This is a genomic window from Solimicrobium silvestre (assembly GCF_002976435.1).
In the GTDB taxonomy this organism is placed as follows: domain Bacteria; phylum Pseudomonadota; class Gammaproteobacteria; order Burkholderiales; family Burkholderiaceae_D; genus Solimicrobium; species Solimicrobium silvestre.
The window spans coordinates 17,280-40,803 of the sequence record NZ_PUGF01000022.1; the positions used below are offsets into that span (position 1 = coordinate 17,280).

21 protein-coding genes are annotated in these 23,524 nt (G+C 46.5%); 10 read left to right on the forward strand and 11 right to left on the reverse strand.

The genetic code is table 11. The features are described from left to right. Positions 1 to 70 precede the first annotated feature (70 nt). From S2091_RS18845 to S2091_RS18865, 5 genes are all read left to right on the forward strand, one after another. Positions 71 to 1,600 carry a flagellin N-terminal helical domain-containing protein gene (locus S2091_RS18845; RefSeq protein WP_105533514.1) on the forward strand — a complete coding sequence of 510 codons (1,530 nt, stop codon included), beginning with the start codon at positions 71 to 73 and terminating at the stop codon, positions 1,598 to 1,600. Positions 1,601 to 1,681: 81 nt separating this feature from the next. Beyond that, the gene (locus tag S2091_RS18850) at positions 1,682 to 2,095 is read left to right on the forward strand and encodes a flagellar protein FlaG (RefSeq protein WP_105533515.1); all 414 of its coding nucleotides are present in this window, start codon (positions 1,682 to 1,684) and stop codon (positions 2,093 to 2,095) included. 342 nt (positions 2,096 to 2,437) lie between these two features. Then, positions 2,438 to 4,489 (forward strand): flagellar filament capping protein FliD, encoded by a 2,052-nt coding sequence (gene fliD, locus S2091_RS18855; RefSeq protein WP_105533516.1) that lies wholly within the window; start codon positions 2,438 to 2,440, stop codon positions 4,487 to 4,489. A 100-nt stretch (positions 4,490 to 4,589) separates the two neighbouring features. Next, the gene (gene fliS / locus S2091_RS18860) at positions 4,590 to 5,060 is read left to right on the forward strand and encodes a flagellar export chaperone FliS (protein WP_105533517.1); all 471 of its coding nucleotides are present in this window, start codon (positions 4,590 to 4,592) and stop codon (positions 5,058 to 5,060) included. Between the two features lie 46 nt (positions 5,061 to 5,106). Further along, positions 5,107 to 5,445: a flagellar protein FliT gene (locus tag S2091_RS18865; RefSeq protein ID WP_105533518.1), complete on the forward strand. Its 339-nt coding sequence runs from the start codon at positions 5,107 to 5,109 to the stop codon at positions 5,443 to 5,445. A 40-nt stretch (positions 5,446 to 5,485) separates the two neighbouring features. Here S2091_RS18865 and S2091_RS18870 read toward each other — a convergent pair whose 3' ends face one another. Beyond that, positions 5,486 to 6,418, reverse strand: a complete 933-nt coding sequence (locus S2091_RS18870) for a DMT family transporter (RefSeq protein ID WP_105533519.1) — start codon at positions 6,416 to 6,418, stop codon at positions 5,486 to 5,488. A 64-nt stretch (positions 6,419 to 6,482) separates the two neighbouring features. Here S2091_RS18870 and S2091_RS18875 point away from each other — a divergent pair, with 64 nt between their 5' ends. Continuing rightward, positions 6,483 to 7,376, forward strand: coding sequence for a LysR family transcriptional regulator (locus S2091_RS18875; RefSeq protein ID WP_165795031.1), 894 nt, complete (start codon positions 6,483 to 6,485; stop codon positions 7,374 to 7,376). A 197-nt stretch (positions 7,377 to 7,573) separates the two neighbouring features. Here S2091_RS18875 and S2091_RS18880 read toward each other — a convergent pair whose 3' ends face one another. From S2091_RS18880 to S2091_RS18915, 8 genes are all read right to left on the reverse strand, one after another. Further along, on the reverse strand, positions 7,574 to 8,152 hold the full coding sequence (locus S2091_RS18880) for an ATP-dependent Clp protease proteolytic subunit (RefSeq protein ID WP_105533521.1): 579 nt from the start codon (positions 8,150 to 8,152) through the stop codon (positions 7,574 to 7,576). Between the two features lie 732 nt (positions 8,153 to 8,884). Further along, on the reverse strand, positions 8,885 to 9,388 hold the full coding sequence (locus S2091_RS18885; protein WP_105533522.1) for a DinB family protein: 504 nt from the start codon (positions 9,386 to 9,388) through the stop codon (positions 8,885 to 8,887). Positions 9,389 to 9,674: 286 nt separating this feature from the next. Beyond that, positions 9,675 to 10,649 (reverse strand): MBL fold metallo-hydrolase, encoded by a 975-nt coding sequence (locus tag S2091_RS18890; protein WP_423828251.1) that lies wholly within the window; start codon positions 10,647 to 10,649, stop codon positions 9,675 to 9,677. A gap of 209 nt (positions 10,650 to 10,858) precedes the next feature. Continuing rightward, on the reverse strand, positions 10,859 to 12,409 hold the full coding sequence (locus S2091_RS18895; protein ID WP_105533524.1) for a hypothetical protein: 1,551 nt from the start codon (positions 12,407 to 12,409) through the stop codon (positions 10,859 to 10,861). After that, positions 12,406 to 13,650: an ATP-grasp domain-containing protein gene (locus tag S2091_RS18900; protein ID WP_105533525.1), complete on the reverse strand. Its 1,245-nt coding sequence runs from the start codon at positions 13,648 to 13,650 to the stop codon at positions 12,406 to 12,408. Before S2091_RS18900 ends, S2091_RS18895 begins: the two co-directional genes overlap by 4 nt. A 15-nt stretch (positions 13,651 to 13,665) precedes the next feature. Continuing rightward, entirely contained in the window at positions 13,666 to 15,132 is a 1,467-nt protein-coding gene (locus S2091_RS18905) for a pyridoxal phosphate-dependent decarboxylase family protein (RefSeq protein ID WP_243405488.1), read from the reverse strand. Between the two features lie 153 nt (positions 15,133 to 15,285). Beyond that, the gene (locus tag S2091_RS24675) at positions 15,286 to 16,947 is read right to left on the reverse strand and encodes a methyl-accepting chemotaxis protein (RefSeq protein WP_105533527.1); all 1,662 of its coding nucleotides are present in this window, start codon (positions 16,945 to 16,947) and stop codon (positions 15,286 to 15,288) included. Between the two features lie 362 nt (positions 16,948 to 17,309). Then, complete coding sequence (locus tag S2091_RS18915) at positions 17,310 to 17,909, reverse strand: MarC family protein (RefSeq protein WP_105533568.1); 600 nt, start codon at positions 17,907 to 17,909, stop codon at positions 17,310 to 17,312. A 183-nt stretch (positions 17,910 to 18,092) separates the two neighbouring features. On the opposite strand from S2091_RS18915, the gene S2091_RS18920 reads away from it, so the two are divergent. Beyond that, positions 18,093 to 18,320 carry a DUF1289 domain-containing protein gene (locus S2091_RS18920; RefSeq protein ID WP_165795032.1) on the forward strand — a complete coding sequence of 76 codons (228 nt, stop codon included), beginning with the start codon at positions 18,093 to 18,095 and terminating at the stop codon, positions 18,318 to 18,320. Positions 18,321 to 18,338: 18 nt separating this feature from the next. Beyond that, a complete protein-coding gene (locus S2091_RS18925; RefSeq protein ID WP_105533528.1) occupies positions 18,339 to 20,618 on the forward strand; it encodes a xanthine dehydrogenase family protein molybdopterin-binding subunit in 2,280 nt (759 codons plus the stop codon). 16 nt (positions 20,619 to 20,634) lie between these two features. Here S2091_RS18925 and S2091_RS18930 read toward each other — a convergent pair whose 3' ends face one another. Both S2091_RS18930 and S2091_RS18935 read right to left on the reverse strand, forming a co-directional pair. Next, positions 20,635 to 21,537: a flagellar brake protein gene (locus tag S2091_RS18930; RefSeq protein WP_105533529.1), complete on the reverse strand. Its 903-nt coding sequence runs from the start codon at positions 21,535 to 21,537 to the stop codon at positions 20,635 to 20,637. Positions 21,538 to 21,822: 285 nt separating this feature from the next. Beyond that, positions 21,823 to 22,248, reverse strand: a complete 426-nt coding sequence (locus S2091_RS18935; protein WP_105533530.1) for a thioredoxin family protein — start codon at positions 22,246 to 22,248, stop codon at positions 21,823 to 21,825. A 43-nt stretch (positions 22,249 to 22,291) separates the two neighbouring features. Here S2091_RS18935 and tsaB point away from each other — a divergent pair, with 43 nt between their 5' ends. Continuing rightward, on the forward strand, positions 22,292 to 23,017 hold the full coding sequence (gene tsaB / locus S2091_RS18940; RefSeq protein WP_105533531.1) for a tRNA (adenosine(37)-N6)-threonylcarbamoyltransferase complex dimerization subunit type 1 TsaB: 726 nt from the start codon (positions 22,292 to 22,294) through the stop codon (positions 23,015 to 23,017). Continuing rightward, the gene (gene rimI / locus S2091_RS18945; protein ID WP_105533532.1) at positions 23,014 to 23,484 is read left to right on the forward strand and encodes a ribosomal protein S18-alanine N-acetyltransferase; all 471 of its coding nucleotides are present in this window, start codon (positions 23,014 to 23,016) and stop codon (positions 23,482 to 23,484) included. Before tsaB ends, rimI begins: the two co-directional genes overlap by 4 nt. The last annotated feature ends 40 nt before the right edge of the window (positions 23,485 to 23,524 follow it).

Here is a 23,524-nt window from a genome sequence, read left to right on the forward strand (position 1 = left end):
TAGTCAACGAGAAATAGACCAAAGTTTGAGGCGATTCGCCATTTCAGATAACTTAGGCAAGGGGAATATCATGCTAGACGCAATCAACACGAATATTATCGCGTTACAAACAGAAGATAATTTAAACAAATCGCAAATGTCGTTGAGTACTTCAATACAACGTTTGTCTTCCGGTTTGAGAATTAACAGCGCCACAGATGACCCTGCAGGTTTGGCGATTGCAAGTCGGATGTCTTCACAATTAAGCGGTTTAGATCAGGCAGCCCAAAATGCTAGCACTGGTATTTCAATGCTACAAACTGCCGACGGTGGTTTAGCAACGACCAACTCTTTATTGCAAAGTATGCGTTCCCTAGCTGTTGAGGCTGCGAATGGTACAAACTCCACAACCGATCTTGCCTCACTGCAAGTTCAAATTACTCAGCTTCAAGCGGAACTTCAACAAGTTTCCACAACAACGCAATACAACGGTATTAATCTGATCGACGGATCATTATCCAACTTACAATTTCAAGTGGGTGCGAATGCAGGACAAACCATTAGTTTTGGTATTGGTAATGCACAGCAAACAGCTCTGGGTAATAACGTGGTGAGTTTAACTGGTGGTGCGGGTGTTGCAGCCGGTGATGCAATTACAGAGGCTGGGGTAGTGTCATCCTCAGTTAGTGCGGTTAATAACGTTCAATTGCAAACATTGACTGTTCAAGGTAACGGTACTACTCAAACTATTTCGGTAGCGATTAGTTCCTCAGCACAATCAATTGCAACATCTATCAATAATTTAACTTCATCTACTGGTATCACTGCCAATGCGACAACAACCGCAACGCTGGCTTTTGTTACTGCTGGTACGCAGACATTTAATATTGATGGTGTTGGTATTAATGCTTCGTATTCAGTTAGTTCCGGATACTCAGCTGCTGTGAATGCAATTAATTTACAAACTGGTAATACCGGAGTTACTGCAAGCCTTACTGCTGCAGGTATCACGCTGAGTAATACAAATGGCGCTGATATTGCTGTAACAAATACAGGAACGAACAATTTAACTCTTGCCGGTACAGTTAATACCGGAACTCAAGCTGCACCAGTTTTCACCGCAGGTGCTGCAGTTACGCTTTCATCTGCGGCGTCAACTACTACCACAGCTGTTGTTGGCGGTAACATTACCTTCGCAAGTCAAGGTGGATTTGCAATCACGACTTCCGTAGGTACTGCTGCAACCGGTGGACTTTTTAGTGTAGTCACTGCAAATGGTAGTACGTTAAATACAGTTGGTAGCATTAACTTAACAACGGTTTCTGGGAATGGCACACCGACAGGGGCAAATTCTGCGCTGGATATTATTGATGCGGCAATTGCTCAGATAAATACTTCACGTGCGTCATTAGGTTCCTTAGAAAATCGATTTACTGCGGCAGGAAGTAATTTACAAACGGCTTCATTGAACTTATCAAGCTCATTAAGTACAGAGCAAGATACTAACTTTGCTGCTGAAACGACCAATTTGTCTCGTGGTCAGATCTTGCAACAAGCTGGTACCGCAATGTTGGCGCAAGCAAACTCATTACCTAACGGAGTTTTAGCACTTCTCCGATAAATTGAGCTAGTTTAGCCAGTTTAGAATAGTACAAAGTATCCCCCCGGCTTCGGTCGGGGAACTCATTGGGAAGGTGATGTCATGGACGTAAGTATCTTAGGGGGTCCTGCAGCAAGCACTGTGCAGTCTAGTCCCGGTGCATCAAAAACACCGCAACTAGCCCCAACACCAGCTCCAGTTTCAACACCAGCCCCAATTCCCGTTTCGGCCGCTGGTTCTCCTCATGTATCTGCACCAGCACCTGCACCAGCAGCTCCCACTCCGACATTAGCGCAAGTTAAACAAGCGGTAGATAACATTAACGCTTCTTTAAACGCGAATGGAAATTCACAAGCTGTTCAATTTGCAGTAGATCCGAGCAGTAAGCGCGTGGTAGTGCAGGTAATTGACCCAGTAAATGGCAAGGTTATCAGGCAAATTCCTTCCGAGGAAATAATACAAATGTCGATGGTATTAGGCCAAAAATTAGGGAAAGTAATTAATCAAGAAGCATAGTCAGTTGTTGGATTAAGTAGTGATTAAATGGTTTTAATTGCAGGTTCAGCCATGAGTCGAACCTGCTTTTTTATTGTTAGGACTTATGCAAAACCGCCAGTATCGTTTCGCAGGCAACAACGGTGTTGTTGAATTCTCTGCTGCATCTATCCTTGTAGGAACAGTTTTGTGTAAGTCCTAATTGCTTGAGCGAAACTAAAAATAATGAAAAAAAAACAGCTCAATTCAACGCTGTTTTCTAAGTAATTCAGTAATTAAAGCCGCTTTACCAGCGTTAAAGTTTGTATTGAAATGACCGTTAACTAGCTATAGTTGTGAGGAAATGGGCAAGGGAGAAATGAAATGAGTGTTAATGATGTAGCGAACAGTTCCGCATCGACAGGGCTAGGAATTATCTCTTCCCTTGGCATCGGCTCTGGATTAAATGCGAGCAGCATTATTAGTCAGCTTATGGCTGTGCAGGATGAGCCTGTCAATTTATTGCAAAATCAAGAAGCGGGTGATCAAACTACGGTAAGTGCTTTTGGATCACTACAGAGTGCTTTATCTCAATTTCAAACTTCATTACAAAGTCTAAACAATATTAGCCAATACCAAAGCCAAAGTGCAACTATTGCAAATAGTGCGGTTGCTACGGTGTCGGCAACTTCGGCTGCGGCGGTAGGTACTTATTCGCTGCAAGTTAACCAGTTAGCGCAATCACAAACGCTGATCGCAGCTGGGCAAGCAAGTACTACCAGTGCAATTGGCGTTGGCACCATCTCGTTTAATCTGGGCACTACGAACGGTACTGTGACGAATGGTCAGTATGGTGCTGGCACTACTTTTACTAATTCAGGTGCAGCAGCTAAAACAGTCACTATTACTAGCGCGGACGACTCACTTACCGGGATTGCTGCAGCGATCAATGCGGCAAATATTGGCGTAACAGCGAGCATTTTGAATGACGGAAGTAGCACACCAAATCGACTGTCGTTAACCTCAACGGCGACAGGTGCGGCAAACAGCTTGCAAATATCGGTTAGCGGTGACCCTGCGCTGTCAAGTTTACTGGACCAGGATCCAACATCAACGACCGGCCAAAATTTAACGCAAACATCCGCTGCACAAAATGCCCAATTCACGTTGAATGGGCTTGCAATCTCTAGTAGTACAAATACGGATAGCACGGTTATTCCGGGGGTAACGCTCAATTTATTATCAACTAACCTGACTAGCCCAACCACGCTTTCTATTTCGCAAACTAATACCGGTACGGTGAATGCCATTAATTCCTTTGTGAAGGCCTACAACACAATTGAATCTACTATTTCTCAAGCCACTGCATATGACTCAAGCACTAAGCAATCAGGCCCATTGCAAGGGCAAAACAGCGTGGTGTCAATTCTTAGTCAGATGCAAGGTGTTTTAGATAATCCGGTGCCGGGCGCGTCTAGTACGCTTTCTATGTTGGCACAGGTTGGGGTTAGTTTTAATAGTGATGGCACATTGAGTGTGAATAGCACCACGTTACAAACGGCATTGGCGAGTAATCCTACTGCGGTCGCGGGCTTATTTGCCTCAACCGGCTCATCAACCGATTCATTAATAAACTATACCGGTACGACGAGTGCCACTCAGCCGGGTGCTTATGCCGTCAACATCAGTCAATTGGCGACGCAGGCTAATACCGCTGGCAGTGCAGCAGCGAACCTCACGATTACTTCGGGTGTTAATGACACATTGCAAGTTGATTTAAATGGCGTTACTTCTAACGTTACCCTTGCTGCTGGAACATATACCAGTGCTAGTTTGGCAGACGCACTGCAAACGGCAATTAATACCAATAATTCATTTACTGTGGCAGGGGGAACCGCGACGGTGACTCAAAATGGCGGCGTTTTAACCATTACTTCCAATTTATATGGCTCTAAGTCAGCCGCTTCAATTACTGGCGGGGACGGTGAGTCAGATCTGCTGGGCGGTGCTCCAATAACAACCGCTGGTGTTGACGTAGCAGGCACTATTAATGGCGTGTCCGCGACTGGAAGTGGCCAAACTCTAACGAGTATTCTTGGTAATTCAACCGGGTTGAGTGTGTTGGTCAACGGCGGTGGTTTGGGTTCGCGCGGCACGATCAATTACACACAAGGCTATATCAACGAATTAAATAATTTGATGACGTCAGTGTTAGGTAAGAATGGCCAAATTGCGTCAGCTACTGCTGGATTAAACGCAACGATTACGGGAATACAGAGCTCAGTGGCTTCCGACAATAATCTTAATCAGCAAATATTGACTAACCTTCAGGCCGAATATTCTGCTTTGGATGTCACGATCAGTAAATTAACCAGTACCCAAACATTTTTAACACAACAATTAGCTTCACTTTCTTCGTCTAGTTCGTCTGGTTAACATAAGTAAATAATACAAGTAAACCGGAAAGATTGAATAGTTGTGTTCACCCGACGTTCTGGGAATATAAAAATAGAGCAGTTTGAAATATGGAGGTTATATGTTTGGATATTCACCAAGAAATGCCGCAAATGCTTATTCAAAAGTGAGTATGGAAACGGGGGTAATTGCCGCCGATCCGCATAAATTAATTATGTTGTTGTTTGATGGCGCAATTATGGCAATTTACAACGCCATTCAGCAAATAGAAGCAGGAAAAATTCCAGAAAAGGGACGTTCGATTACACATGCTATTTCTATTGTTGAAAGCGGTTTACGTGCAAGCCTGAATAAAGACGTTGGAGGCGAATTAGCTAAAAATCTGGACGCCTTGTATAGCTATATGGCGAAACAATTATTTATGGCGAATCTAAAAAACGACACTAAAAGATTGCTCGAAGTTAAAACGTTGTTGAACGATTTAAGAGGTGCATGGGAACAAATTGCACCGGTTAAAGCGAAGCAGGCAGAGTATGTTGGCACCCCTAAAGATGCACTTGCGCCGCGCAAGTCGAGCCATATCGTGGTGTGAAGTCGTTCATGTTTTCCTTAATTGAATTGAGTTATGTGAGTTGAAAATGACTAGCCAAGAATTAATGACTATCTATGAAAATGTTGCCAGCCTCACTGATCAAATGGTGGGTGCAGCACAGAGCAATAATTGGACTTTGTTAGCCAAATTGGAAGAGAAGTGTAGCTTGCAAGTGCAAGCTATTAAAGACAACGACGTTCCGGTCGTGCTGGCCAATGAGCAGCGCGAGAAGAAAGTCTGTGTCATTAATAAAATTTTGGCAGATGACAGAAAAATCCGCGACATTACTGAGCCAAGAATGGCACAACTTAGCGAGTTAATGAAAAGCTCAAGCTCCCAGCGTAAGTTGTTTAGAGCCTATCAATTGGATCATCGGCGCGCTTGAGTAAAATCCGGGCGAGCACGTTATGTGCACGCCCGCCTACTCATTTAAATGCCGCTAGTTTGTGTTGATCATTTTTGTTCATCACCTTGTTACCCGCTTTATTAAACTTAATGCTGGTAATTAACACCCCTATAATCACTAGCGAAGCACCCGCTAGTTGACTTGCTTGCAATTGCTGGCCTAATACGACACCAATCAGGCTGGCAAAAATCGGCACCAAATTCATAAATACACCTGCTTTGGCCGGGCCAATTTTTTGTACGCCCTGGTTCCACCATAAGTAAGGGATAACGGTGCCAAACAACCCCAAAAACAATAATACGAATAGCATGCCGGTGCGCGGCAGTTGCGGCATGTCTGATGCGGAAAATCCTGCCATGACTAACATCAATATGGCCGCTGTGATGATGGTAACGGCACTCAGTTGCGCACTAGGTATGCTGCTCGCGTAGCGTTTTGGCAGGACACAATATGCCGCCCAGCACAGACTGGCAACGCCGACCAATAAATCCCCCTTGGAAAAACTGAGATTGATCAGCGCATTCAGCGACGCATGTGAAACTACAATTAATACTCCGCATAAACCAAGCAGCAAGCCACTTATTTGCTGACGGCTGACAGGCTCACGATTAAATAGTGATGACAAAACGATGATCAGGGCAGGATTAAACGCCATGATTAACGAGGCATTTACTGGGCTAGTTAAGCGTAAGCCATAAAATATAAACAGCGCAAAACCCACTACGCCGAGCAGCGCTAAGATGAACAATATCGGCCAGTGTGATTTTATTTGCTGCCAGTTACTGCGGATCGCAGGCAGCGTCATGGCAAGTAAGATAATGGCGGCAATGCTATAGCGCCAAGTGGCGATCGCTAACGGTGAAAATTCGGCTAACGCAAATTTTCCGACATGAAAAACCGTGGCCCATAAAAAGGTGGCCCCAATTAAGCGTAAATAAATCCGGTTCATCATCTTTCCTTTTAAAGTGAATATGCGCTACTATAAGTTTCTATTATTGAAAAATATATGGCAAATTATGGCAAATCATCTTCCAAAAATAGGAAATGTAGATTTCGATTGGAATGACCTTAAATACGCGTTAACCGTCGCGCGGCACGGTGGTTTAACCCATGCGGCCAAGTTACTGGGCACCAGCGCATCTACCGTATCGCGGCATATCCAGCAATTGGAAACCAGTCTTGGGCAAACACTGTTTTTGCGCCAGCAAAGCGGTTATTTGCTGACTGATCAAGGTAAGGAAGTGCTGGAGTTAATAGCGAGTGTGGAACAGGCTTTGCTGGCTTTGGAGCGCCATCAAAAGCCAGACTCGCCGACCCAGAGCGTTTCTGGCCTGGTGCGTTTGGCCTGTGCCGAGATGATGGCCAGCCATTTGATTGTGCCTAATTTACCTAAGCTATATCAAGCGCATCCAGATTTGCAGGTGGAATTAGCGGTTGATATACGGTTAGCTGATTTAAATCGGCGGGAAGCTGACTTGGCGCTACGTTTGGTTGCACCCGGCGGGAAAGTTGGTGAGCAAGATTACATCGTGCATCCGCTCGGAAAAATGCCTTTTGCTACGTATGTCAGCAAGCATCACGAGGTAAGCAATAACTATATTAGCTGGGGGCAGGATTGGGCGCATTTACCGATGGTGGAGTGGCTGGCGCAACAGTTCAAAACCCAACCTGCTGTGTTGGTGAGCAATAGCGCGAATGCACAAATACAGGCAGCCAGGCACGGCATTGGCATTGTGATGCTGCCGCGTTATGTTGGTGATGTTGAACCTGATTTACGTGAAATTGAATTAAGTAAAACGAAATTATGCAGAGATATTTGGCTGGTGTATCACCGTGATTTAAAAGCCAGTTCTCGCGTGCAGGTAATGCGGGAATTTTTGAGTACGAGTATTCAGGCGACATTGGGGTAGTTTTGCTATTTGTAGCAATACGCCACCACTACAACGGTTTTCCACACTGTTCTGCTGTAGAACAAAGCTTTAATTACAGTGGTCAACATGGGTTTTTTTTGCCTACCTGCTGAAATTAATTAATCCAGTCTGGCCCCCATTTGAATGCCGACAGATCTTAAGTTGGGCAAATAGTTTATTTGCCCAACCGTGCCATGCTAGGAAATTTCCTTGGCGCTTACGATAGATTTAGACACCAGACCATATTCAATCGCTTCCGGTGCAGACATCCAAAAATCGCGTTCGATGTCGAGCATTACTTTTTCTGGTTTTTGTCCGGTTTCCTTGGCGATCAGGGCACCGATTCTTTCCCGTACCCGAATAATTTCACGCGCCTGAATCGCAATATCGGACGCTTGCCCACCAACTCCACCACTAGGCTGATGAATTAAAAAACGGGTATTTTGCAAGCAAAAACGGCGCTTTTTCGGCACCGATAAGAACACATTCACCGCCGCACTGCCAACCCAGCCGCTGCCGATCATATTGACCGGTGCGTCAATGAAACGGATCACGTCATGGATCACATCGCCGGACTCTACATGCCCGCCAGGTGAGCAAACCAGAAAATTGATCGGTTCCCTGGACTCGCCGGACATGGCGATTAACTGTCTGACGACATCGCGCGCCACTACATCGTTGATTTGTCCGAATAGCAGGACGGTGCGTGACTTAAACGCTTTTTCTTCCAGGAAGGCGTCGCGTTGGGGTGCTGTGGTTTCAACTGGTTCTTCCATGATTTTCCTTTGGGGTGTTGGGTAATTGATTAACTACAAAAGAATTAGTATGCCATTTTTCGAACTTATTTATGGCTGAATTTGAGGTCAACTTTCTCATGAGGCAAGCAAGATCGGCTTTATTAGAAGAGTGCTGCGTATTTGTAGCTACAAAATCAGTAGTTAACTGAAATGTTGATGGGTTTGTCCTTGATGCCCATGTGTGCGCTGTCGAACAGAATCGATTTGCCAATGTCGTGATAATTGCTCTGCAAGTCATTCAAGAAAATTCCATGTGTGATTTTCTAACGAACGCTGCAAATGACCCTGATGGTTTGTAGGGATGATCAACAAAAATATGCGTGGCTAAATTGTCGGAGCAGATATGATTAATTTTCTATTGACGTTAACAACCTTGGGTGCTTTATTGCTTACCTGCTTAATCTATGTGATTCATCTGTTGGGTAGCGATGAAATTTAGCAAATTATTAACGTCTATGATAGAAAACAATATGGCGAGCATATTCGGCGATGAATTCCCGTTTGAAAATTCATCACTTGAGCATCAGATTAAAAAGTAGTTGATGAATCGGGCAATACGTCGGAAATCGCCACAGGAAAATACCGGTTCAAGGTAAGATTTTGACGAATTACGGGGCAATAATACGCTTACATGCTGCCCGATGCGAAGCCGGATCGTGAACTCATCTGTCCGCAAAGTGTTGAGACACCAATCACAAAATATGCGTTGTTTTAAATACGCCTTGTAGGTTCAGTGTCATGCAAAAATTTGGTGAAAACATCTCTTGGCGGCGCTATGGACAGTTGTGCCAATATTCGCCCAACCGCTCCACGGTGATATCCACCATGCGTAATGAGGTGAAATAACATTTCTTCCCGGCTCATTTTTCCCGTATCGCTATCGACGAATGTAAAAGACAAATCATCTTGCAGTTGGTTTTGATCTAACTCAGAAACATATTTAATATACCAACTATCGGTTTCATGTACGTCCTTCCAAAGATTTTCAAGCGATGGAGTTTCAACTGTGTTTGTTGAAGTAAATCCATGTTTAATGCCCTGTAAATTGGCATTAAAAATACGATCCACAACATAAATATGATTCAGAATACGGATCGCTGAATGTAATTCATTTTTATGATCGACTTGGTTCAAATTTTTCAACGCTGCAAAAATTTCTTCATTGGCCCAGGATTTATAGTTGAAAAGTGAAATTAAAATTTTTGAAGTGCTCATGTGTTGATATTTAATCGGGTGAAATAAATCGGAACTTTTGAACAGTCATCCGCTATGCGCAGCGAAGTGTTAGTCATTTTAATAACCTGATCGATAGCTCATGTCTGCATTGCGGCCATTTTCAGTGTTCGATGGCTTTTTGATTTGAACATACAATTAGGCCATGCTGATTATTTGGCGTAAAAAGCATCGTGTCGAGGTTTGTCTTTGATTGTTTTTTTAATCAAATTTAGTGGCACTGAAAAACAGACGTTTTCAGTGCCAATCACATTCAGTCTGACTGAGCTTAAGGCAACGACACGTAATTAACCGGTATCCACGCATAGCCTTTACCTTCAGCACGCAAATAACCTAAGCCCGGAAATGACAAATGGGCGGAGCCGACCATATAGCCTTGTTGGGCTGCATCGGCATAGGCTTTTTTGCGTTCTGCGATGGCGGCTTTGTTGTCGTGGTCAAAATTTATTGCAACGGACGGCTTGTCGAATTGTGCCGCGGCGACATGCATTAAATCACCCCATAACATCAACTTTTGCCCTTTGCTTTCCACCAGATAAGTGGTGTGTCCAGGTGTGTGTCCATAGGCGGCAACGGCTTTGATGCCGGGGGTTAAGTCGGTGTTGCCGTCAAACGGTTTAAATTTTCCGGCTTTAATATACGGTTGAAACGCTTCCATGGCGTGTTGAAAACCGCCTTTGTCGTCAGCCGCTGCTTTATCTAATTGGGCTTGGCTCAACCAATAATCGGCTTCGTGTTTATCGGCACGTACGATGGCGTTCGGGAATGCGGCTACGCCATCGACAGTCAAGCCGCCAATATGGTCGCCGTGCATGTGGGTGATGTAAATTTCATCGACTTGCTCAGGCTGATAACCGGCAGCTTTCAGGCTGGCCGCCAGTTTACCTAAGGTCGCTCCAAAAAATTTGCCTGCACCGGTATCAATCAGTACCAGTTTGCTGCCGGTGTTGATGAGGTAACCGTTAAACGAGGTTTCGATTGGATTGGTAATGTGGAATTTTTTGAGCGCGGTATTAAAATCGGCCGGGTTGATGTTGGTCAGCGCTTTATCCATAGGTAGTTGTAATGTGCCGTCGGATAAGGCGGTAACTTCAAAGTCACCGAGCATGACGCGGTAATAGCCGGGCGCTGAGGTTTTTACCATCGGTGCGGCTGCGTGTGCGGGTGATGTTGTCAATGAAAGTGTGGCAAGGGCGGTGATTACGGCAAATGTAGTCGAGCGTAAAAGTGCGGTTGAGATCAAGGCGTTCTCCTGTTTAGGTGGGGGCGTTGTATGAAGCGCGAACATTAAACTTTTGCTTGTTATTTTGCAATAGCTGCCTATCTTATTTGTCTATATCGTTTGTTCACATGGCGGTTTCGCTCAACCTCTAAGCGCCATTGATTACGTGAGTTTTTTGTAAAAACAGGGGGATACGGAAGGGGTGTTATTTGCTGGTTTTGATTGAATTGTTACAATATTTTAATCAAATATTCTGCTTTTTCTAAGGCATTTAGTGCTTGCTGAATTACTTGCTGACGGGATTCAGCACCGTGTGCGCAGGCGTCAATAATCAGCCTGCTACTGGCGCACATGCGTAATGCGCTGACGGCTATGCCGTGTTGCGTGCCGCATAGAACCGGCTGCCCAAGCTGGCAGCGCAGGTTGGCGATAGCAGGGGATAGGGTTTCAGCTTCAGATGCTTGAATGGGAAATTGCAATTGCTTATAAATTTGCAGGGTTTGTTCCCGGGTGATCGGTTGACCTGCTTGATGTTGCAGCAAAAATGGAAAAATAGTGGGGATCTGATCCCAGCAATGTCGGCTGTAAATCGGATGCCGGTCTAAGCGACTTTCTGCCATTAATGAAAAATGCGGCGAGCTTTGTAAGGCCTGTTGCATGGCACCGGCGAACTCCAGCAAAAACGCATTAACCTCTGTTTCAGGAATTGCGCGAAATGCGCTAAGTTCCGCCAATGCGGCTTCCAAACGCAGCAATAATCCCCAATTGACGGTGTTGCTTAACTGCTCGGTTGCCAGCCAATTTTCCGGCCATTCGGCTTGTGCGGAATAGTCGGCTAAGGAGGCGGGTAATTTTTGCGTGGATAAGCGTGTGATCAAATTGGGTGGGATTAGTAATACACCGGAAAAAACCGGGCCGGTTAAAAATTTGGAACCGGTTAGCGTCACCATACAGCCGAGTTTTAAATAAGCGTTTAAGGTGGGGTTTGCTATGCGGAATTGGCAGGCATCTATTAATACGTCTACCTGATCGGAATAGCGTTGCCGCAGCGTCGTGATGTAGCTCGGACTGGGTGCGATTAAGCCGGTTTTGGAGATGTCGATCATGATCAACAAAACCCGCTGTTGCTGGCTAATGGCTTGTTGAATTAAGTCTTCAACTTCGGCGTCGATGTCGGATAACGGGCGTTTTTTTCCATTAGTGTCACGCAGTCCAATACTCGTTACTTCAACCGGATGCGCGTCTGTTAATGTATCAAAGGCTGTTACTGTGCCGCCTAGCGCTGCATGGTTGCTAAAATGCTGGCCGCGCACCGCGGGCGCAACTCCACTGCCAGTTTCACAGGCGTCCATCATGATGATGTGTAATGGCTGTTCATTATGTGCGGCCATCAATTGAGCACAAATCAAATGTAAGTCGGTGCCGGACGCAGCAAAAATACTGGCAATGTCGGTATGAATCGAAAAGTCACACAATTGGTTAAATTGCAGGCGTATGCGCTCTAATTCATGTCGATATAGGGTGACTTCTGATGATGAATTTTCTTGCTCATTATCCCGTTGGCTAAAGCGCTGCTGAAGTGCATGGGCAGCCGCAAAGCCGCGCTCAGAAATAGTCGAGCCTGTGGATGAACCAAAGGCAAGTAACGTGCTATCAGGATGGCTGCCGCAACCATATTTATTGACGCCGGTTTGTGGGTCTAGCGTCAGCCTTGCGTCCCCACCCCCGAGTAATGCTTGCTCGGTGGATAGCTGTGCCAATTGAGCTAGGTTGTATGTCATAAAATTATGCCGCAACGTTGCGCTAACAGTTGAGCGAAGGCATTAAATAACTTGGGCATCTGGATTTTTTTGTACGGAAATTTTTCGGCAGAATCCATATTGTGCACCACCATATTGCTGTCGACTTCAAAAATAAGCAGTTTTCCATCTGGTGTTTCAGCACAATCGATGCCGACATAATCCAAGCCTAACTGCGTATAAATAGCCTGGATTGCACTGGCGTGACGCACGGCAAAGTCAGTATTGAAATTTTCCATAAATTGCGCTTCTTCAGCGCGATGTCCGGCATTTTCCAACATGTCGGCATTTAAATAATGCACCATCCAGCGGCTTGAAATAGCCATGTGGCAGGCGTAGGCAACGCCGTTAATTAAAATGAGGCGGTATTTGCGAAACAGGCCATCCGCGCTCCGATAATCAATAAATGGGGATACGAAAAAAATATTTTCTGGCGCATCGACTAAGTAACCGGTTAATGCGCTTAGTGATTCAATTTTGTTAAGCCCCAAGCCGGCATGTGAGTCTATCGGGCGAATAATGATCGGATAATCTACTCCGTTTAACTGGCTTGTCAGTGTGCAGGCAAATTCTTCGGGTCGGCAACATTGCTCTAACGCGTCGCGGGTTATGCGCATGGCGGGGGGCATCACAATGTCAGTTGAGTTCATTAACTGCGCACAGGCAGCATCGCGTGAAAGTTGGCTGATGCGGCATGGTTGGTTAATGACAGGGCGCGGCCACTGATTTAATGTCGTATCTAAATAGCTAAGTAATGGCTGGTTGCGATCCGATTCGCCGATGGCGACGATCAACACATCATGCTCGGGAATTATTTCAGGCAAACTCAGGCTAGGCGTGATGTACAGCATGTCCAGGGCGATAGGCTGGTCTTCAATTAAAAACTCAAAAGGCGAATTCGCCATTAAGTCACCGGGGCCTAAAATAGCTAAAGCCCGAATTTTGACCGGCAAAGCTGGGCGTGGAAAATGAAATACCTGTTTGGTTTGAATGGCTAGCGTTTGCATGGAGCGTGCTAGTTTGGTTTCTCCACGCATGATAAACAAGACCGCCATATCCATGAGTGCATTGGCGTCGTGTGAATCGCTTTTGATCCTTGCTAATAACTGCTCACCGATGGCCGCCAAGTCGCCACCGTTAAACGCCAAGGTCATCAGTGTCGGCAAACCAATTAATTTAAATTTCTCTTGGCTGGCAGCGTCAACAACTGTGTCGTTTAACATGGTGGTCCCGTGGGTTTAGGGGTGGGTGGCAGCAATACCTAGTTCACCACCCAGCAGCAGGGTGGTGTTGATCAGGTTATCCATATCAAGCCGGGTAGTGCGGTGATTGACGATGGCAGCGCGGATGGCAAATTGATGCTGAATGAGTGTGCTGGACGGCGCAACGACACCCGATTCTTGCAGCCTGATCACCAGTTCGGTATTTAGGTTATTGAGGTCGCTGGCGCTAAGTTTAGATGTGCCGACATAGCGGAAGCAGACAATATTTAAATTGACCGGAGCCAGTAATTCCAGCTGAGGTTCTTGTTCTACCCGCTGTTTTAAATACTGGGCCAATTCACAGGTATTGTTAATGATCTGGCCGAGTTTTTCAGCGCCAAAAGTGGCGATCGTAAACCAAGTTTTAAGTGCGCGAAAGCCGCGTGATAAATCCGGCCCCAAATCGCAAGGCCAGGGTGAGCCTGCCGCCATGCCGCGGGTTTCACGTTTTAAATAATGTGCAGGAGCAGAAAATGTGGCCAGCTGTTGTGCACCGTCGCGCACTAAAATATAACCGGCGTCGTAGGGTACTTGTCCCCATTTATGAAAGTCAAAAGCAATTGATGAAGCACGTTCAATGCCACACAAGCGCGGTGCAATTTGGGGCGATAACATACCTAATGCACCATAGGCGCCGTCGACATGAAACCAGCAATTTTCTGCCTGTGCGATGTTGGCTAACGCAGTTAAATCATCAATAGCACCCACATCGACTGTGCCTGCCGAACCGATAATTAAAAATGGTTCAAAGCCAGCGGCTTTATCCGTTTGGATTGCGGCACGTAGTTTATCCAGATCAAGCTGATATGCGGCATTCATCGGTATTGGTCTGAGCGCAGCGGTTCCGAACCCGGCTAAATCCATTGCCTGGCTGACGCTGCCATGTGCTCCGGCAGACGTGTAAGCGGTTAATTTTTTGTCGCCATGTGCAATGCCGTCGCGCCGAGCCTGGACACCTAAGTGCGTGGTGCGGGCGATTAACACGGCGATTAAATTGGCGAGTGAAGTACCGGTTACAAACAAACCATTTGCCGTTTCTGGAAACTGAAACAGTTCACGCATCCAGCGCAAAATTTGTTTTTCCACACTGATTGGAACTTGTTCGCGCCCACCCACATTGGCATTGAGTCCGGCGGCCAGCATTTCCGCCACCATGCCAACCGGCGTTCCACCGCCTTGTACCCAACCCATAAAGCCGGGGTGCGCATTGCCGATGGAATAGGGCATTATCTCGGTTAAAAAACGTTGGTGCAGCAAGGCTAATTCAGTGCCTTGCTGTGGCAGGTTTTCTTGAAAACGATCATGTATGGATTGAGGAATGGGTTGCCAAACCGGGCGTTCGCGCAGTTGTTCGGCATAGTTAAGCATGTCTTCCAGCATGGCATGCGCCTGTGCCCGGAAAGCATGCCAATCTGATGGGTCTAGTGAGTCTCCAGAATGCACGATGCACCTTTATAGCTTTTGTGAAAGCTATTATTGCGCATAAACAACTAAATCAAAAGGAGAAGAAAGGGCGTTTTTCAGCTGTGTTCAACTTATTCTTGGCTTATGTTGCGTGTTTAAGCCAGATTTGAGCGTTGTTTTAATAATTTGGCATCAGCGACGACCTGACGGCGATTTAGATCCTATGCGCGGAACACCTTGTTGCAGGTTAAACGTAGATCTTGACTGGGCATTGTTTTTCGACTCATTTTCTAACTTAAATACACTAACTACTGTGGTTAAACTATTCGCTTGTTCGCTTAACGACGCAGCAGCTGCAGCAGCTTCCTCAACCAACGCCGCATTCTGCTGGGTGACATCATCCATCGCAGAAATGGCTTGCTGAATTTGCTCAATTCCTTGCGCTTGCTCGCGACTGGCTAAACTGATTTCAGCGACGATATCGGTCACGCGCTGGATACTTTCCTGCACTTCATTCATCGTGCTGCCAGCCTGATTCACCAGCTTGCTACCGGCTTCCACTTTTTCAACTGAATCGCTAATTAATTCCTTGATTTCTTTGGCCGCACTGGCAGAGCGTTGCGCCAGGTTGCGCACTTCTGCTGCCACTACGGCAAAACCGCGCCCTTGTTCGCCAGCGCGCGCCGCTTCTACTGCCGCGTTTAAGGCCAGAATATTGGTTTGAAATGCGATGCCATCGATCACGCTGATGATGTCAACTATTTTGCGTGACGATTCATTGATAGAACCTATCGTCGTCACTACCTGCGACATTCTGACTCCACCCCGTATGGCAATTTCCGACGCTGTCTGCGCTAATTTATTCGCCTGTTGTGAGTTTTGGGAATTTTGCTTGATCGTGCTAGTCAGCTCTTCCATCGACGAAGCAGTTTCCTCCAGTGCGCCGGCTTGCGTTTCGGTGCGCCCGGAAAGATCCATATTGGCGGTAGCAATTTCGTGGGTGGCATGCGCAATAGTGTCGGCACTAATGCGTACGTCGTTGACGATGTGAAGCAGGTTGTCGTTCATTTTCAGCAAGGCCTGCATCAGTTGTCCCGTTTCGTCCTTGCTGGTTACCTCGATATGGCTCGTGAGATCGCCCTCCGCTACACGCTCAGCAACTTCTACGGCGAGCCGCAGCGGTACGACGATGCTCCGAATTAGTAGGACGGTAGTAACACATCCGACAGAACCAGCGAGCAGAATCACGATCAGTTGCAGTCTTACGCCAGACTGATATCTTCCTTCCGATTCCGTTGATCTTGCCGCCATCATTTGTTTGGATTGGTCGAAAACATAGGCGACGATGTCATCGATTTTTTTGGTTGGCGGCCTATCCATGCCCTTGACTAATGCATCCACTACATGGGAGCTGTCCGGGTTTTTGATGTCATATTGTTTAAGCGCAGTCGAATATTTAACGCCCAGTTCGGCGTGCATGGACAGCGTTTCATCGACTTGCTTTGTGTCGAGGCCAAGTTTGACAAATTGATCTTTGAGTTTATGTAAATTGGTTTGCGTCAAATCGCTTTGTTTTAGGAAGGCTTTACTGTATTTATCGAATGAGGCCGGATCATTGCCGCGTAATAAAGTGTCTTTCCATTCCTGTACCTGTTTCTTGAATTCAACCTGTGCGGTACGCGCGGTGTCGATAGATTCTTGCAGCAGGGAAGCCTTGTTCATTGTTTCGATATCAATCGCCCGCATCTGCGCGAAGGTATACCATCCCGCCAATCCGGTTCCAAACATGGTGAACATCAGGAATCCCGCCAAAAAACCGAGCCTGATGCCAATTTTAAAATCCGCTGCTTTCATTTTCCGCTTCCTTCCTATTTGAAGGGTGATTTTCAATGTACTTTAAACAGTGTCATGATGTTAAAAAAATACCTGTTAATGTGGAAAATGAGCAGCGTTGAAAATCTGTGCGCAGGCTACACATACTAGAACGTTGCTTGTCTAATCAATTCTGATTTGAGGCAACTTCATCATGCCGCCGTGCTGCTTAGTGTGCTTTTTAGTGAATTTGCGAGGTTATTTTTTGTGAAGATATTCTGGCGATGGCTGCAATCGATGATTGAAGTATAGTGCGTAGCAGAAATTTATCAAAGAATCTGCAATAAATCTGGCGAACAGAGGCAGCGCGTGGCTGCTCCTGTTTTTTTAGTAAGAGACTTAATTTAAAGAGTTTTAATAAAGTCATGGATGCCGGCTAACAACATTTCTACTGACATGGCTGTCAATATCAACCCCATTAAACGTTCGAACGCGGTCATGGTGCGCTCACCTAATAAGCGTTGCATGCGTTCGGCGCTGAGTAAGACAATTAACCAAACGATGGCAACACACACCAGAGCGGCAACGTGGGTTGCAACGTCGAGGTTGCTATTAGATGAGAATAATAGAACCGTCGCTAACGCGGATGGTCCGGCTAAAGCGGGAATTGCCAGCGGCACAATAAAAGGCTCGTGACTATGATCAATATCACCAAAAATGCCGCCCGGTTGGGGGAAAACCATGCGCAGCGCAATTAAGAACAAAATCACGCCGCCGCCAATGCGTAATGCTACGTCGGATAATTGCAGCGCATTTAAGAAGTGCCGTCCAAAAAACATAAAGAGCAGCAAAATCAAAAAGGCAATGCCGCATTCACGTACCACTACTTTCCAGCGCCGTTCGGGCGGAACGGAAGAGAGCGCACTTACAAATAACGGAACTCCTCCAAACGGATCAGTAACAAGAATTAGCAGAATAAACGATTGGAAAAAATTTTGGCTCATGAGGGGAAACGGTAAAAATGCGGTTGAAATCAAACAGAAGCCGAATGCTAGCTTGTTTTAGGGCATGTTTTCAAGTTTAGTTGATATTTTGGATATTGCCAGTCAATTGGCGGCGGTGTTTTTTGCTGTGCTTCCTCTTGCTTTTGGTATGATGCCTGTCTTGAACCTGGTAATAATGAAAAAATGAATGAGTCGATTTTGCAAGTAAGCTTGAATGCCCAACAAACTAATGTACCGCCACGCGCCGACACGCCTTGTGTCGCGGTCTGTTCCACCACCTTTGATGAAATTTGCCGCGGCTGCGGACGCACTGTGGTTGAGGTGGCAACCTGGGTTGTTATGGATGAGGCCGAGAAAGAGCTGGTTTGGCAACGGATTTTGTCGCAAGGCTATCCGCGCAGGAATGGATAATTACTAAGGGCTAGCGATATGGGACTCACAAGGCGGCGATTTTTATTAGGTGGTTTGGGCATGACCGGCGCGTTAATCGTTGGTTGGGGCGTTAGCCCAATGCGGCAACGCCTGCAAGCAACAGTGCCGTTACCGGTAATTGACGGCTCGGTGTCATTAAATGGCTGGATGGAAATTGCCACCAATGGCCGGGTCACGATGTTTTTGCATAAAAGCGAAATGGGGCAGGGCGTTTCAACCGCGTTGCCAATGTTGTTGGCGGAAGAGCTCGATGTACCGTTAGCGATGGTCGATATTGTGCCCGCCGGAATGGATAAAATTTACGGCAATGTGGCCATGCTGGTTGATGGCCTGCCGTTTCATCCTGATGACAGCGGCATGCTCAAACACGGCGCGCAATGGATGACAGGCAAATTTGCTCGTGAATTAGGCTTACAGGTAACCGGCGGTTCTTCCAGTGTTAAAGATTCCTGGTTGGTGTTGCGCCAGGCCGGTTCTGCCGCGCGTGCCATGCTAATCGCTTCGGCTGCACAACAATGGAATGTGCCGGTAAGTGAGTGTCACACCAAAGCTGGCATGGTTTTGCATACTAGCGGTAAGCAAGCTGGTTATGGTGAATTAGCTGCGTTAGCGGTGCATAGTAATCCAGCACAAATTCGATTAAAAAACCCCTCTGAATTCACATTAATCGGCCAGCCTCAAGCGCGCCGCGATAGTGCTGACAAAACTACCGGAAAAGCGCAGTTTGGTTTGGATGTGCGACTGCCGGGAATGCTGTATGCCGCCGTGAAAATGTGCCCCAAGCTAGGCGGCAAGTTGCGCAGCATGAATGACGCCGACATTATTAAAATGCCCGGTGTAGTCAAGGTGCACAGTTTGGCAGATTTAAATGCGCGGGTAACAAGCGTGGCTGGTGTGCTGGTTATTGCTAAAACCTACTGGCAAGCACGCGTCGCTTTAGATGCGATGAATCTGGAGTGGGATGATGGTGTTGGTAGCACGGGTAGCGCCTTATCGAGCGCATCAGTACTGCATGAATTGCGTAGCAAGCTGGACACTGAAACAGGTTTTACTTATTTTAAGCAAGGCCATATTAAAGCCGAAGCTAAGCAAGACGCTATCACAACACAAACACTGAACGCTGAATACAGCGCACCATTTTTAGCCCATGCCACGATGGAACCGATGAACTGCACAGCACAAGTTCACAACGGGCGTGTGTCGCTGTGGGTTGGCACTCAAACTCCAACGTTGGCAGTGAAAATTGCCGCGCAAGTGGCGCAGGTAAATAGCGATCAGATTGAATTGCATCACACATTTTTAGGCGGTGGATTTGGTCGCCGCTTAGAGGTGGACATGGTTGCCCAGGCCGTGGCTGCTGCTTTGCAAACCAATGGCGTACCGGTGCAATTAATCTGGAGTCGCGAAGAAGATATAGGGCACGACTTTTATCGACCTGCTGCTGTAGCGCGCTTTAAGGCGACGGTGGATCAGGTTGGACAAGTTATCAGCTATGAAAATACTTCTGCCAGCGGGTCTATTACTCAGCAAGTGCTGAAGCGGTATTTTGGCTTGGCTGCGATGGGGCCGGATAAAACTACGGCGGAAGGTGAGTTTGATATGCCTTACGAATTCCCGAATCAAAAAATCGCCCACGTGATTGTGCCTACTGCTGTACCGATCGGATATTGGCGTTCAGTTGGGCATTCGCATAATGCCTTTTTTAAAGAGAGTTTTATTGATGAGTTGGCACATGCTGCCAAACAAACGCCGTTGCAATTCAGGCGCGGCTTATTGAAACAGCATCCACGTTATTTGGCGGTCTTAAATGCTGCAATGGTACTTGCCGAACAGGGCGGTGTATTACCGGCTGGGCATGCGCACGGCATCGCGCTGCATCAATCGTTTGGCACCATTGTTGCGCAAGTCGCGGAAGTGTCTGTGCAGGATAAAGAAATTATCGTGCATAAGGTCAGTTGCGCGGTCGATTGCGGGATAGTCGTTAATCCGAATATAGTGCGCCAGCAAATGGAATCTGCGGTGTTATTTGGCTTGTCCGCCGCCTTGTTCGGTGAAATCACCTTTAAAGACGGCAAGGTTGAGCAAAGTAATTTTCATGATTACGTGGTCATTAGAATGAATCAAGCACCGCAAGTAGAGGTGGTGATTATCGCTAGTGCAGAAGCGCCGGAAGGGATAGGCGAACCAGGTACGCCGCCGATTGCGCCGGCTGTTGCGAATGCACTATTTAATTTAACCGGCCAACGTTTGCGGAGCTTGCCGTTACGCTTGGCGTAATCCAACTGGAATTAGCTCAGACTAATTCGGCAATAGTTTGATGCACAAACGCCGACAAAATAAGTTTGTGCTGTGCGGGTACATTGAGGAATTCAAAGCCGTATCGGTAACCATCGCCTTCCTCGGTTGGTGCGATTGAGCGCACGATAAAATCGAGGGATAGCAATCCTTCGTTGCCAACCACATTAATTTTAAATGTGATTGTTCCAGTCTCTTTTTTCTCAGCAATTGCTTGTTTGATTATTCCTGACGTGCCTCCCATACTGAGATCAAGTAAAGTAGCTGCGGCAGTCCGAACCGGGTTAAGGAATGATACAGAGGCAATAATTTTAACGGCGGCTCTCGCGTCGTGCCGTATTACGCTGGAATTGACTTGCTTTGGATAAGATAAGTGCAAATAGGGGTGCGGGGTGTAGACCGATTTTAAGGCTGTTACAGTAAATGCAAAGGCCTTTTTACCTTGGAAGGCGCGCACTACAAAGGTCTGGTTGTCGCGGATTAATATATATTTGCCATCAATGACGGGTGCTGTCACCAGCACTGATTTACCCTTGATATAACCGATCAGTTTCACCACAAAGCGTGAATCCGTATCGTTCAATGCCTGCATATGTAAGGTTTCGCCGACATACCAGCGCACATCGTCCATTTGTGAAAAGACTTCTTTTGGGGGAGCAACCGGCTCTTCAATTACCTTGGCGGGAGCCGATATGGATGGCTTAGGTTTTGCTGGCGTATCCCAACTATTTTTTTGTACATAACCTTGATTAACCAGGCCATTTAATTGATTCTGAGATTCAATGACAACGCCGGAAGCGAGCAGTAACTTGCCATGCCTGTCATAAATTGAGCGTTGGGTAACTTTCCCAACGGCAAAATCTGATTTACTTAGAGGAATAAGTGAGGTCAGGTCAGCCATGTTTACTCTCGTCGTATGTCAATGTTGGTTTTTCTAGAAAACAAAAATATCAATACTGCATTTTCAACTAAGGGGGATGTAATGCTAATTACTTAAATGAGAATTTTAGGACTTACGCAAAACAGCTCCAGCGGCGTTACGCTCTCCTTGCCGTACTAAAGTACTGTCTGCGTCGGCGTGCCTTGCCGGAACAATTTTGAGTAAGTCCTATTTATATTTCAGAATAATTAATTAATGGAAACTTTGCAAGGTTCTTTGAGATTCTGGCTTAACGTTTTGTCGAAATTACACAGCCAGAGCCAGCCGCAAACGTAAATTTGCCTCAGTTTGCCATAAACGTTGCTGTCCATCAAAGTTTGCTTGTGTTTGGAGTTGCTCTGGGGATTGTCTAGCTTGTGATTGAATAATTCGCTTTAACTGCGAGGTATCAGGTTGCATCGTCCCGTAAAAGGATACAACGTCGTTTTGTTGAATGAGTAGTGTTGGGAAATTTTCAATATCCAAGTCACCAACCAAACTGGCTTGATCTTCAATATCTATCCACAAAAACAACAATTCAGGATGTTGTTCAGCCAATGCTTCAAATTTGGGGCGGTAGTCTTTGCAAACATCGCACCAAGCCGCGCATAAACACGCAACAACAGTCTGATATTTAGTGAGATGCTGCTGTAAAGCAGCGGCGGAAGTGTGGTTGAGATCGAGGTAGGGCATGGCCGAATTTTACACTGGATGATGCTAAAGGTAAAATACGCGCATGTTTAAAATCCTCTCTATAGAAACCTCATCTGAACTGGCTTCCGCGGCTCTTTTGTTTGGTCAAAAAATCATTCAACGCCAGACTAATGGCGTTACTAATCACTCACAGTCGATTTTGCCGATGGTGCAAAGTCTGTTGCAAGAAGCTGGAATAACGTTGTCGGAATGCGATGCAATTGCCTTTGGTTCCGGGCCTGGCTCTTTTACTGGCGTGCGCACCGCGTGCGGCGTAGTACAGGGCTTGGCGTTTGGCGCCAATTTGCCAGTGATACCGGTCGTCACTTTGCTGGCCTTAGCGGAAGACTGTCGCAACAAAACCGGCGCAAACCATGTATTGGCCGCGCTGGATGCCCGGATGGGCGAAGTGTATTGGGCGCAATATCGTTATGACGAAGCACAACAAGCGTGGGCAACCTTAGTTGAGCCGACGCTTAGCGCTCCGGCGTTGTTAGTGCCAAATGATGTTGATGGGCTGGCTTTGGTGGGAAATGGTTTTGCGGCCTATCCAGATAAATTTACCTTGCCCGTTGCATTGCTGGCTGCCGCACAATCGGCTGTTCCGCAGGCTGAAGCTGTCGCAAGATTGGGGAAAATTGAATTTGCAGCTGGGCGTTGTTACCCGGCAGAGCAGGCGCAGCCGCTTTATTTGCGGAACAAAATTGCGCTCACCATTGCCGAGCGTGCGGCGCTTACTGCAGCAAACCTGAATAACGGCGCAGTATGACGATAGATTGGTCAACGCTAAAACTAGAGCCCATGCAACTGCTGGATTTGGATGAGGTCATGGCGATAGAGCAGGCGGTGTATTCGCATCCTTGGAGTATTGGTAATTTTGTCGACTCCCTGGATCTTGCTTACGATGCCTGGGTGGTGCGGTCAGTTGAAGGTGAGCTACTTGGGTATTTTGTACAAATGCCGGTTGTGGATGAGATGCATTTGCTGACCATTGCGGTGCAGGGTTTAATGCAAGGTCAGGGGCTTGGGTATTTTTTACTTAAACACATGGCAGAACGTGCCAAACTCATGCAAATGGATGCTGTTTTGCTGGAGGTGCGCGTTTCCAATCTGCGTGCTTTGGCGGTATATGAAGTATTTGGATTTTTGTCGGTCGGACGTAGAAAAGATTATTACCAAACCGAACACAATCAACGTGAAGATGCATTGATTTTACGCTATACAATACAGCGCTAAACTTACACAGTTGATCACCATAGTAGTTCACTCTACTCAG

Excerpts from the sequence above, each read along its gene's own strand:
- S2091_RS18900 (WP_105533525.1), bottom strand. The coding sequence starts at position 13,650 with ATGTTAAACGACACAGTTGTTGACGCTGCCAGCCAAGAGAAATTTAAA.
- S2091_RS24675 (WP_105533527.1), bottom strand. The coding sequence starts at position 16,947 with ATGAAAGCAGCGGATTTTAAAATTGGCATCAGGCTCGGTTTTTTGGCG.
- S2091_RS18935 (WP_105533530.1), bottom strand. The coding sequence starts at position 22,248 with ATGCCCTACCTCGATCTCAACCACACTTCCGCCGCTGCTTTACAGCAG.
- S2091_RS18865 (WP_105533518.1), top strand. The coding sequence starts at position 5,107 with ATGACTAGCCAAGAATTAATGACTATCTATGAAAATGTTGCCAGCCTC.
- S2091_RS18925 (WP_105533528.1), top strand. The coding sequence starts at position 18,339 with ATGGGACTCACAAGGCGGCGATTTTTATTAGGTGGTTTGGGCATGACC.
- S2091_RS18875 (WP_165795031.1), top strand. The coding sequence starts at position 6,483 with ATGGCAAATCATCTTCCAAAAATAGGAAATGTAGATTTCGATTGGAAT.
- S2091_RS18870 (WP_105533519.1), bottom strand. The coding sequence starts at position 6,418 with ATGATGAACCGGATTTATTTACGCTTAATTGGGGCCACCTTTTTATGG.
- S2091_RS18895 (WP_105533524.1), bottom strand. The coding sequence starts at position 12,409 with ATGACATACAACCTAGCTCAATTGGCACAGCTATCCACCGAGCAAGCA.
- S2091_RS18850 (WP_105533515.1), top strand. The coding sequence starts at position 1,682 with ATGGACGTAAGTATCTTAGGGGGTCCTGCAGCAAGCACTGTGCAGTCT.
- S2091_RS18915 (WP_105533568.1), bottom strand. The coding sequence starts at position 17,909 with ATGAGCCAAAATTTTTTCCAATCGTTTATTCTGCTAATTCTTGTTACT.
- S2091_RS18880 (WP_105533521.1), bottom strand. The coding sequence starts at position 8,152 with ATGGAAGAACCAGTTGAAACCACAGCACCCCAACGCGACGCCTTCCTG.
- fliS (WP_105533517.1), top strand. The coding sequence starts at position 4,590 with ATGTTTGGATATTCACCAAGAAATGCCGCAAATGCTTATTCAAAAGTG.
- tsaB (WP_105533531.1), top strand. The coding sequence starts at position 22,292 with ATGTTTAAAATCCTCTCTATAGAAACCTCATCTGAACTGGCTTCCGCG.
- fliD (WP_105533516.1), top strand. The coding sequence starts at position 2,438 with ATGAGTGTTAATGATGTAGCGAACAGTTCCGCATCGACAGGGCTAGGA.
- S2091_RS18845 (WP_105533514.1), top strand. The coding sequence starts at position 71 with ATGCTAGACGCAATCAACACGAATATTATCGCGTTACAAACAGAAGAT.
- S2091_RS18885 (WP_105533522.1), bottom strand. The coding sequence starts at position 9,388 with ATGAGCACTTCAAAAATTTTAATTTCACTTTTCAACTATAAATCCTGG.
- S2091_RS18920 (WP_165795032.1), top strand. The coding sequence starts at position 18,093 with ATGAATGAGTCGATTTTGCAAGTAAGCTTGAATGCCCAACAAACTAAT.
- rimI (WP_105533532.1), top strand. The coding sequence starts at position 23,014 with ATGACGATAGATTGGTCAACGCTAAAACTAGAGCCCATGCAACTGCTG.
- S2091_RS18930 (WP_105533529.1), bottom strand. The coding sequence starts at position 21,537 with ATGGCTGACCTGACCTCACTTATTCCTCTAAGTAAATCAGATTTTGCC.